Source organism: uncultured Gemella sp., from assembly GCF_963519265.1.
Classification (GTDB): Bacteria; Bacillota; Bacilli; order Staphylococcales; family Gemellaceae; genus Gemella.
Window position 1 is genome coordinate 15,663 of the sequence record NZ_CAUQNQ010000013.1, and the last position, 11,661, is coordinate 27,323.

12 protein-coding genes and 2 tRNA genes are annotated in these 11,661 nt (G+C 29.2%); all 14 read left to right on the forward strand.

The features are described 5' to 3' along the window. The first annotated feature begins 50 nt into the window (after positions 1–50). Positions 51–269: a hypothetical protein gene (locus RWN11_RS02950; protein ID WP_314160304.1), complete on the forward strand. Its 219-nt coding sequence runs from the start codon at positions 51–53 to the stop codon at positions 267–269. A gap of 251 nt (positions 270–520) precedes the next feature. Beyond that, a complete protein-coding gene (locus RWN11_RS02955; protein WP_314160305.1) occupies positions 521–766 on the forward strand; it encodes a helix-turn-helix domain-containing protein in 246 nt (81 codons plus the stop codon). Between the two features lie 89 nt (positions 767–855). Then, complete coding sequence (locus RWN11_RS02960) at positions 856–1,215, forward strand: hypothetical protein (RefSeq protein ID WP_314160306.1); 360 nt, start codon at positions 856–858, stop codon at positions 1,213–1,215. A gap of 1 nt (position 1,216) precedes the next feature. Next, positions 1,217–3,664 (forward strand): phage/plasmid primase, P4 family, encoded by a 2,448-nt coding sequence (locus RWN11_RS02965; protein WP_314160307.1) that lies wholly within the window; start codon positions 1,217–1,219, stop codon positions 3,662–3,664. 436 nt (positions 3,665–4,100) lie between these two features. Beyond that, a complete protein-coding gene (locus RWN11_RS02970; RefSeq protein WP_314160308.1) occupies positions 4,101–4,430 on the forward strand; it encodes a pathogenicity island protein in 330 nt (109 codons plus the stop codon). Between the two features lie 13 nt (positions 4,431–4,443). Next, a complete protein-coding gene (locus RWN11_RS02975) occupies positions 4,444–4,641 on the forward strand; it encodes a hypothetical protein (protein ID WP_314160309.1) in 198 nt (65 codons plus the stop codon). 8 nt (positions 4,642–4,649) lie between these two features. Continuing rightward, positions 4,650–5,354, forward strand: a complete 705-nt coding sequence (locus RWN11_RS02980; protein ID WP_314160310.1) for a hypothetical protein — start codon at positions 4,650–4,652, stop codon at positions 5,352–5,354. Positions 5,355–7,171: 1,817 nt separating this feature from the next. Beyond that, positions 7,172–7,369: a hypothetical protein gene (locus tag RWN11_RS02985; protein WP_314160311.1), complete on the forward strand. Its 198-nt coding sequence runs from the start codon at positions 7,172–7,174 to the stop codon at positions 7,367–7,369. A 129-nt stretch (positions 7,370–7,498) separates the two neighbouring features. Then, complete coding sequence (locus RWN11_RS02990; RefSeq protein ID WP_314160312.1) at positions 7,499–7,687, forward strand: hypothetical protein; 189 nt, start codon at positions 7,499–7,501, stop codon at positions 7,685–7,687. A 633-nt stretch (positions 7,688–8,320) separates the two neighbouring features. Further along, positions 8,321–8,394: transfer RNA gene (locus RWN11_RS02995), tRNA-Gly, on the forward strand. A gap of 20 nt (positions 8,395–8,414) precedes the next feature. Further along, positions 8,415–8,488: transfer RNA gene (locus RWN11_RS03000), tRNA-Asn, on the forward strand. 179 nt (positions 8,489–8,667) lie between these two features. Next, the gene (gene obgE / locus RWN11_RS03005; protein WP_314160313.1) at positions 8,668–9,972 is read left to right on the forward strand and encodes a GTPase ObgE; all 1,305 of its coding nucleotides are present in this window, start codon (positions 8,668–8,670) and stop codon (positions 9,970–9,972) included. A 12-nt stretch (positions 9,973–9,984) separates the two neighbouring features. Then, on the forward strand, positions 9,985–10,431 hold the full coding sequence (locus tag RWN11_RS03010) for an ACT domain-containing protein (protein WP_314160314.1): 447 nt from the start codon (positions 9,985–9,987) through the stop codon (positions 10,429–10,431). Positions 10,432–10,522: 91 nt separating this feature from the next. Continuing rightward, positions 10,523–11,661, forward strand: a 1,139-nt coding sequence (gene rlmD / locus RWN11_RS03015) for a 23S rRNA (uracil(1939)-C(5))-methyltransferase RlmD (protein ID WP_314160315.1), incomplete at its 3' end; no start/stop codon positions are given.

Genomic DNA, 11,661 nt, shown 5'->3' on the forward strand with positions numbered 1-11,661 from the left:
GTATTGCAAGTACAGAAAAATACTTAAAATATTAAAAAGGAGGTAATTTAATGCAACCTATCAAAATAAGTAAAGTACGTTCTTATAGATATGCTTTAGGTAAAACACAAAAAGAAATGAGTGAGTTACTTAATATACATCATGTTGTGTATGGACGTAAAGAAAGAATGTTAGTAGCGTTTACTGACAAGGAAAAAGTAACATTATTGAATTATTTCAAGGAATACTTTCCTAATGAAACAATTGATAGTTTATTTTTTAAAACGTAATGTACAGAAAAGTACAAAAAACCTTTCAAGTACCTAGCTACCAACTAAACTACTTAAAAGGTTTAAAGACAAGTATTTAAGAAAAATACTTTCTTTCATTATAACACAAGAAAGGACTTAACAAAATGGAAAACAAAGATCTATACATCAATACTTTTTGTTGTTCAGTGGTATTCATACCATTCATAACAGCATTTATTTATATACTAGCTATGCTAATGGATAGCATTTATTAAAAGGAGAGTGATTATATGTTCAGTGTAGAATTTGAACAAGAAGTGATTAAGGCAGTACGTGAGATAGTCAAAGACATCTTACTGGATGAAATAAAGCAAGATAAACGATACAACCAAAAAGAACTATGTGAAACCTTAGGAATTGGAGTTGATACCTTATCAGACCTAAATAAACGTGGTTTAAGACCAACTAAAGTTGGTAGGCAGTACATTTATCTCGAAAGTGAAGTAAACAAGTTTTTGAAAGAAAACACTATTTAAAATAAAGGTATCTAGCACATATCAAAGAAATTAATAAAGGCGGTATTATTACCGCTTCTTAAAATAAAAAAAGAATGGAGATAATAAAAATGGAAATAAAAGGAATGGAGATAACAGGAATAGGTTTAACAGGAACAGGGATAATAAAAATGGATAAATCAGAAATCATAAAAAGTATAGAGGAAATAGAACAGAGGTTAACAAGCCTACAGGTTTCTATGGAGTTGTTAGCAACTCATACAAACGCAATTAAGGTACTAACACCCGAAGAATTAAAAGACTCAACAATGAGTAATGAAGAAGTATATAAGTATTGGGATAAAGTAAACGACGGAAACAAATTACATACTTTAACTAATGCTATAGCTATCAATACATCAGAAGAATTATCTATTTTATGCTATGAAAAACTAGACAAAGTTAAAGAAGCATTAAAAGAGGTGATGTAATTTGATCTATAGACAAACTGGCTTTAAAAGTAATGTATTAAAACTTATTAATACTGATAAAACAACCTTAGAAACCCTAGCAAGCACTAACCCCCAAACAATAAACAGTGATGAAGACATCAAGCTATATAAAGCTAATAAAATGCTATATTTCATCAGTGGAGATATTAAACCTAATGAAGATGGAAGTTATACAAGAAACGATAACAACCTAAAAACAAGGGATCTAATAATAATTGATATTGAAGATACTGGCTTAAGTTCTCAAGAAGTACAAACTATCATACAAGAGAAGTTAGCTAGTTATAAATACCTTTTATATTCAACTATCTCACATAGGCCAAATAACCCACGTTTAAGACTTGTATTAGAACCTAGTAGGGATATTGTCAAAGATGAATACAAAGCGACTATACAGCACATTATACAGCTTCTGAACATCAAGTATGATACTAGTAGTTGCACATGGTCACAATTACAAGGCTTACCTATTGCAGTACGTGATAATGAGTTTATATTTATTAAACACCTAGACGGTTTACCTTATCCAGTACAAGAAGCGGTTAAAGAAGAAAAGAAAATTATTACTAAATATACCGCTTCTGATACTAATACCTTAATAACTGATGAAGACTATACAGAAATGTTTAAAAGATATTTAGAGTTAGATTATGAAAATATTAATACTGGAGATAGTAAAGAATATCCTAGATCCTTAGGGATATTGTTATCAATAACCTATGATTTTTGTTTCAACATAATAAGCTATGATGTTGCTTGTGAGTGTTCTGACTTATTAGCAAACATAGGAAAAAACCCCGAAAAATACCGCCAAGAGAACCAAGACAAAATAAACCACGCTATCAAGAGTTGGCAAAATAACCCTAATTATTTTGATAATGAAAAAAGCTATTCAATGTTACAAAGATTTGAGATAGTTGGGAATGAGAAAGATAAAAACTTTTCATATTTAGTACGATATAAGCTAAATAAACCTATTTTAAGTACTGGAGAGCTTCACTGGAGATTATACACCGTAGGAGAACAATGGAGAATAGAAAACACCACAATAAACGAAAAGACTGGTAAGGTTACTGTTCCACAAGTACCATTTTATGTAATAGCTAAATTCTTACTTACTCATATACCAATTATAAAGAGTGGATCGAATGAAGATACGGCATTGTTGTTTTTCTATGATTTTTCAAAAGGTATATATACATCAAATGATGATTATATAAAGACTTGTATTAAGAAAATAGAAATAAGGTATAAGTTAACTAAATTAAAGGACGTTACAGAAGACTTACGAGCAAATACAAGGTTTAGAAAGCCACAGCGGTTAGATTATCTAATTGCAGTTGGTAACGGCTTATTTAATACTAAAACTAAAGAATTAGAGCCGTTCGACCCTAAACACTTTATTACAGCTAAAGTAGATACCAATTATAATACTAAAGCTTTAACAAACTATGAACTTATTAAAAACACCTATTTTAATTTTGATGAGTGGTTGAAGTCGATAGCGTGTAATGATGATGAAATTGTTACGTTACTATGGCAATTAATCAATGAAGCGATAAACCCAAATAAGACTAGAAGAAAAATAGCTATAATGTTAGGTAATGGAACAAACGGAAAAAGTACCTTTAGGCAAATGATGATTAATTTAATAGGTGATATTAATATTTCAGTATCAACACCACATGAATTACAAAGCCGTTTTGGTTTAACTTCCCTCGAGGGTAAAATATGTAATTATGGTGATGAGGTAGGTACAAAGCCACTAGATGAAATGGATAAATTAAAAAGTATTTCAAGTGGTGAAAGTGTTAACTATGAACGTAAAAACAAAGACGTAAGAAACTATGATTTTAAAACGTTATTAATGTTTAATTCAAATGAGATACCACCTATTAAAGATAAATCTGACGCAGTACTAAACAGGTTGCTAATAATCCCATTTAAAGCAAATTTTGAAGGTGTAAAAGATGAAAGTATCAAAGATGAGAAGCTAAACAATAAAATAATACTGGAATATATCTTATATACAGCTTTACATCTTGATTTTGATAAATTTATAGTACCTGAAGCGGTTAAAAAGCAATTACTTAATTACAGAAAAGAAAATGATAGTGTATTCAGTTTTATGCTTTATTACATGGATAAAGGCTATCATCATGTGAGTTGTTTTCCTGTTCGCTACTTAACTGATGATTATGAGAATTTTTGTTATGAGAATGGATATAATACAAGAAAAAGGATAGGTAATGCATTCACTAAACATTTAAACGATAATCTAAAAACCAGTAATTACTCATATGAATTAAAAAATCATAGGTTCACAAAAGAAAATACAGATGAATTAAATATTTTTGGTAGAAATATTCAACCGTTAGAGGGACATATTGGCAGAGCCATTAAGCAAGTAGTAAATGAACAACAATAGCTTTGTTATCTTGTGTTATCTTGTGTTACGTTATTTTCTCTATTAACGTAACAGCAAGAGGTTATTGTATTAAGGGTTTATAACTTCTTGTTACGTTGTTACGTTATTTTATTAAATTTTTTATAAAAAAATATTAACAATAATTAATCTATATATACACATAAATAAAAGAAAAATTAGCGAAATTAGCATAACAACGTAACAGATTATAACCAGCCTTGCTACTATGCAGTTTTTCCTGTTACTCTAACAAAAAATTAGATTAACATTAAGATAACAAATTAAAATTAAGATAACAAAAACCTAAATTCACCGACCAAAAAAGTAAAAATGTATGGTATACACAATATATCTTTTCAGTTTACGGCAATAAATTAGAAAAGAACTAAATAAATAAAAGTAAGCGTCCAAAAAATCTAAATTAGGAGGTTAGAAAATGAACTTAGATAAAATAAAGTTAGACTTAGTGAAATTAATTAAGCGTAAGAAAAACATTACATTAGTAGATATAGAAAACTATTTTAATGAAATTGGCTTTAACTATAACGGTAATTATACGATATGTGGATATAATGAAAACATAATAATCTGGGATAACTGGAACGAAACCGCAAGCGATATAATTCAAGAATTGCTAGAAAGTGAATTAATAGACATGAAGCCAACTGATGAGATTTTATATTATAAACGTAACAAAATATTATTACTACCAGTGTATAAACGTTATAAACCGTATGAACAATGGTTGCCAGTAGAATTTAATTAAAGGAGATTAGACAATGTATAAAATAACTAGAGTAGAAGAAGTATCAAGAAACACATTCAACCCCATAAATTTTAATATTAACAAATACATCAATGAAGAATTACAAGAAGATGAATTTTTATTAAACATAGAGTATTTTAAAGATAATGAGCTTTCTTCAACATATCCTACCTTAGCTTACTTACACATAGCTAAACTAATTAAGGAGTAATAAACAATATGCAGTTATCAAGAGAAGAACTATCTAAACTAGACCTTATAATAGAACGTTATACGGACGATACGACCTCTAAAGAAGCGGTAGCTATAGAAACCTACCTAAACAAAATAGACAGCTTAGAACGTGAATTATTGATAGCTGTATACTTTAATTTTTCACGTAAGGCAACTGATGAAGAAAACAAGATTATTGATGAACATAAAGTGAAGTTGTTCAATCTATTATCTGATAAAGGATATATAAAAGTTAAGACCCCGCCAAGAGTTGAACAAAGATTGAACAATGATAAAAAGCAAAAATTAAATAGGTATAGAGTTTTAACAGAACAGTTATATAGATTATACGACTTAGTGGAAGAGTTGCAAGAAAAACAACATAGTAAAACATATATACAGACCATGGACTATACAAAAGTAAAAGTAACATGCAGTAGAACTAACTATGATTTTACCGGGACTAATCTATTAGCTAAAATACAAGATACTGAAAGTAAGATAAGTAAACTCAAAATAGCAATAGAGAAAGAAAGAGAATACCTATCAAGCGTTATAGACCAAATAGAAGATATACGAATAAGGTATATATTTTGGTGGAGATACTATATGTTAGAAGAATGGCAAAAGGTAGCAAGACTGGTAGGTTTAAAAAGTGAACGTTACTGTATGAAGTTACATAATGAGTATCTTGAAAAACTGGATATATAAACCTATTGAACAATGAATGAACAAAGAACAAAACTTGATATACACAACCAAGACATCTATTAATAGGTGTCTTTTTTTTAGATGAAATTATATTGAAGTGTGAACGAAGCGTGAAAAAATTCATAAAATACACTATTTTTAGAAGCGGTAAAAGGTATAAATTACTAAGGTAGAATACTAAGAAATGCTAAGGTTTGAAATGTATATAGAGAAAAAATAATAATAATGAACAGTGACTATTTCTTTTCCCTTATGAGCGGTAATATGCAGTTATTAGATCGCTTCTGTATGGAAATAGATATAATTACACTAAATTGAGTTGAAACACGTTAAACAGCTTTTAAACAGCAGTAAGAAAAAACTACTTTTTACTAACAAAAACTACCATTTTTAGAGGTAAAAATAACGTTTTTTTACATAAAATGTTGGAAAATGAGAGTGTAAAAACCTATATAGTAAATGTTGAGATAGTGGCTTTTAGTGGCATAAAATTCTATAAGGCGTAGTATAAAATGTTGGAAAATGTAGGAATAAAAACCTATATATAGATAAAATTTAAGAAATATGAGTGTTTTTCATGTTGTATAAAATGTTGGTAAATGTTGGTATAAAAGCATATATAGATAAAAAAACTTGTAAAAACTTGAAAAATAAAACCTATAAATGTTGGCAAATGTTGGCATAAAAATCTATATAGCTTTAAAATCGGCAGTTTCGGCAGTCTTAAAGGAGTTTTTAAAAACCTTAGATAAAAAAACATATAGAGCAAAAAGAAGTTTTAAAAGGGGGGATAGTACCTCTCTACCATGTTGTTCGGACTTCACGCCGTCACTGTACATTTTTTCTCGCGTGAAAATTTTGATTGATAGAAAAACTAACAATATGCAGTATATGATAATCAGAGAAGAGGTGATAATATGGATAAAATGAAGCTAGATATCCTAATACGAAGATACACAATATACTAGAAGATGAAAGTTATATAGAAATGAAAGACCTAAAAACCATGTTTGAAGATTTATGCAAAGATGAATTATTAATAGAAAAAAAGAATAGTACCCGCTCTCCAGTGGGAATGCGGTTACTATTCCTATTTGATACTATTATATCATGTTTTTTTAAAAATAACACTAAAAAAGATGTAACATCAAAAAAATAAAAAAGAGATACTGATCAATCCTCCAAAAAAAGTTGGGGGGAGGATATTCAATATCTCTTTTATTTACTTTTATTATAATATAAAAACTAATAAAAGTAAACAATTTGCCCTACCTTACGGTACTAAACTAGACCGCTTCAATAGATAAAAGGTACATGTACATCAAATAAGAAATTAAACTTGTTATATGGTGTTTAAATGGCTATAAGAAGTTAGTAAATAATATCTATAAATGTTGGAAAATGTTGGACAAAAATCTATATAGGTAAAAATATTGGTGATTGTTGGCATAAAAATTATATATGAATTAGTGGCAAATAGTGGCATTTATACCGCTTCTTAATTCAGTAAACATATATAAGCGTTTATTTGCCTTGTAAGAAGTTAAGGGGTATAATTACAAGGGAAAGTATAAACAGAACGCTTAGAACGTAAAATACAGCGTGTATATTTTAAATAATCATAACAATATGGAGATTTTAGAGCCCCTAAAAAGAACATACCAACATTTCCAACCCCTAAAAAAAGTATCCTAACATTTCTAAGACCCTAAAAAAATGCTAAACTATGTATTTTAAATATTTAATTATATTTGTTAGGTGCTTTTATAATTTGAAAATGGTATAATTAATTTAGATAAAGTGAAAGGAGTATTGAAATGGACATAATGACGTTACCTAGCAAAGAAACGTTGATATTATATAATGAAATATACCCGTGGATAGTGAATGGAAAGCGAGAGAACGGAGTAACTTATATTTTTTCAAAAGATACTCCTAAAGAAATATTAGAATTATTTAATAAAATAAAAGATAAGCTAGGATATAAAGTTAATGATTATATATTAGAAGATTAGAATTAGTATTATATAAGCGTTTATTTGCCTTGTAAGAGGTTTAGGGGGATAATTACAAGGAAAAGTAAAATCAGAACGCTTAGAACGTAAAATACAGCGTGTATTTATAAAATAGGAGTGTTTAAAGTAATGTATCTACCTAAAGAATTATTTAGAAATATAGATAACGAAAAAGAAGTATTAGAAATAATATCTAATTTAGAGTTAGACTTAAAAACAGACAAATCTTTAACTACAGATGAAGCTATTTTAAAATTAAAAAACTTAGGAGAAGATTTAATAATAAAAGAATTAAATCTAATGAAAAAAGACGGTTAAAAAACCGCCCTTAAAAGTGGTTAGTGCAAAAAATGCACATACCTATACTATAAATTTTAAACCTACTTAATTCCTTTGATATGTGCTAGATGTTGACAATGTTTTGACAATGTTATTGAATATGTTTTTAAAAATATTGCAGTTAAACATAGAAAATCAAATTATACAAAACCTTGATATAATAACCTTTGTAATTTGTCAGTAATTACAGAGATACTTAAAACCAAACAGAGAAACTAAATAATAAAGTTAGAGAAGCCTTAAAGTATCAACGTTTAAGGCTTTTTGTTTTGTCTTTTGATTTTCTTTTTTTCACAAAATTATAAAATTGGAGAATTTATCTGTGCAAAGAATATGAAATCTCATTCCCTAAGTATAAGAAAAATCGAAAGTAGAAAATAATTATGGAAAAAAAGTCCTTTACTTTTTACAGAAAAAATATTATACTATATATATTATTCAATGAAAATAATGTTGATTTTTCTACAGATATTCCTTGATTTTCAAAAGAATTCTTTAGTAAAGCTAACAAAATTACAAATTTCAAAAAAAATAAAATAAAATTAAAAAAGTTATTGACAAACAATAATATCTATTATATAATTAATACATAAGTTAATAACAAATATTTATGCGGGTGTAGTTTAGTGGTAAAACCTCAGTCTTCCAAACTGATGTTGTGAGTTCGATTCTCATCACCCGCTCCATTTTTTTATTTAGAGATTTTTCCACAGTAGCTCAGTTGGTAGTAGCATCTGACTGTTAATCAGAGGGTCGCAGGTTCGAGTCCTGCCTGTGGAGTAAAGTACGGCTGTGTATGCAGCCGTATATTTTTTTGTTTAAAATCTCGCTAAATATTATTATCGTAGGAAAAATTATGTTATAATAGTTCATGGTATATGAACTTTTATCGAGTTGAATTTTATATAGTTTAAAAGTTGAAGTTTAAGAAAATAATAAGAATTTTATAGGAGAATTTTATGTTTTTAGATGAGGTAAAAATATTCGTCCGATCAGGTGATGGTGGGAATGGATTAGTAGCATTTAGAAGAGAGAAGTATGTTCCGAAAGGTGGACCAGCTGGAGGAGACGGTGGACGTGGAGCTAATGTCGTATTTATAGTTGATGAAGGATTAAGAACTTTCATGGATTACCGTTATCAGAAGAAATTCGTTGCACCTAATGGTGAGAATGGAATGAGTAAAGGTATGCATGGTAGAAAATCTAAAGATTTATACTTAAAAGTACCGCCAGGGACAGTAATTCGTGATACTGACACTGGAGAAGTATTAGCAGACTTAGTAGAACATGAGCAAGAAGTAGTAGTAGCTCGTGGAGGACGTGGAGGACGTGGGAACTGTCGTTTCGCAACACCTTCAAACCCAGCGCCAGAAATTGCTGAGAATGGTGAACCAGGAGAAGAAAGAAATCTTACATTAGAATTAAAACTTATGGCTGATGTAGGTCTTGTTGGATTCCCTTCTGTTGGTAAATCAACATTATTATCAATAACATCAAAAGCAAAACCAAAAATTGCTGATTATCACTTTACAACATTAGCGCCAAATCTTGGAGTAGTAGAAACAAAAGACCACAGAAGTTTTGTTATGGCTGACCTTCCAGGATTAATCGAAGGAGCTAGCCAAGGTGTAGGTCTAGGACATCAGTTCTTACGTCATATTGAAAGAACAAAAGTTATTGTTCATGTAGTAGACATGTCAGCAACTGATGGTCGTGATCCATATGAAGATTATAAAATTATTAATCAAGAGCTAGCAGAGTACAATATGAGACTTTTAGAAAGACCTCAAGTAGTAGTAGCTAATAAGATGGATATTCCAGTAGCTAGTGACAATCTTAAAGAGTTTAAAAAACACTTAGAAGACGATGGTGAAGAAGTAGATATCGTTGAAATTTCTGCATTCACACGTAGTAATGTCGATAACTTACTTTATAAAATAAGTGATATACTAGATAATACAGATCCAAATATGTTATATGAACTTGATACTGAAGAAGAAAGTATGGAAAATAGAGTTCTTTATAAACATAAACCTAAGGATGAAACATTCAAGATTACTCGTGATGATACAGGAGCTTATGTAGTAAGTGGACCTGGTATCGAACGTGCATTCTTAATGACTGATTTCAACCGTGATGCTTCTGTTAGACGTTTTGCTCAACAAATGCGTTCTATGGGCGTAGATGATGCTTTACGTGATAGAGGATGTAAAAACGGTGATACGGTTAAAATTCTTAAAGGTGAGTTTGAATTCGTAGAGTAGGAGATAACCACTGTGGATAAAGAAAAAGTTTATTATATAATTAGAGAAGATGTATTGCCAGAAGCTGTAAAGAAGACATTAGCGATGAAAAAAGCTTTAGAAGAAGATTCTAAATTATCAATTTTAGAAGCTTCTAAAAGGTTTGATTTAAGTAGAAGTGCATTTTATAAATATAAAGATACAATATTTCCGATTCAAGATGTGAAAAGACAATCAATTCTATCATTATCTATCGATGTTGATGATATTCCAGGAATATTAGGTAAAATTTTATCGGTTGTTAATGAAGCTAAGTGTAGTGTACTTACTATTCACCAAACAGTACCGATAAATGCAAAAGCTACTATAATTATTTCTTTAGAGCTTAGCTCAGGTGATATAAATATTGAAAAATTAAATAAACGAATTAAAGATCTTGAGTTTGTTAATTCAATTAAAGTAATTGGTTTAAGTATGTAAAGATAGTTTAATAAATATTAAATGTAGGAGAACAGAGTAGGGAAGTCAGTTTCCTATATCTGTTCTCCTTTTTATTTTAGAAAGGTGAATTATGCAAAAAAATGATATATTCGAAGGGAAGGTTATAGATTATACACATGATGGGCTTGGTGTAGTTAAAATTGATAATTTTCCAATTTTTATTGAAGATGTTATAGAAGGTGAAGTAATCGAGTTTAAGATAATTAAATTAAAGAAAAATCTTGGTTACGGAAAAGTTCTTAATATTATTGAAAGTTCTAAAAATAGAGTTGAGGGTATTCCAAAAACTTCAGGAGCAAATTTAGTTCATATGAACTACGAAGAACAGTTGAAGTTTAAAAAGAAAAAAGTTCAAAATGTTATGGATAAAGCTCTTGGAAAAGATTCTATCAAAGTATTAGATACGCTAGGAATGGAAGATGGATACCATTATCGTAATAAGTCTGTGATTCCAGTACAAAAAGTTAATGGCGAAGTTAAGATGGGGTATTATAAACCACGAAGCCATGATGTTGTTAATATAGAGAAATGTTTTATTCAATATGATGAACACAATGTATTAATGAACAAATTACGTAGTCTAATCTCAGAGCTTAACTTATCTGTTTATGATGAAAACAATCACTCAGGTGCTATTAGACATATTATGTTCAGAACAAATACCCTGAAAAGTGAAATCATGGTAGGTATTGTAGCGAAGGAGAAGTTTAATAAACTAGATGAATTCGTTGAAAAAATATCTAAATTAGATGATAGAATTGTTAGCATTATGCTAAATATTAACGATAAGAAGACAAATGTAATCTTTGGTGATAAAACTGAAAATCTTTTTGGTAAGGATTATATAACCGACACATTAGACGGAATAGAATTTAAGATTTCACTTCGTTCATTTTATCAAGTAAATCCAGTTCAAACAGAAGTATTATATAGTAAAGCGTTGGAACTTGCAGAATTAAAAGAAACTGATACGATAATCGATGCTTACTGTGGTATTGGAACAATCAGTCTATTCGCAGCGAAGAAAGTTAAGAAAGTGTATGGTATTGAAATAGTAGAAGCAGCTGTTTTAGATGCTCGTGAAAATGCGAAAAATAATAATATAACTAATGTAGAGTTTTTACTAGGTAAGAGTGAAGATGTAATTAAAAAATTAATCTCACAAAATGTGAAATTAGATGCAGTTATCGTTGATCCACCACGTAAAGG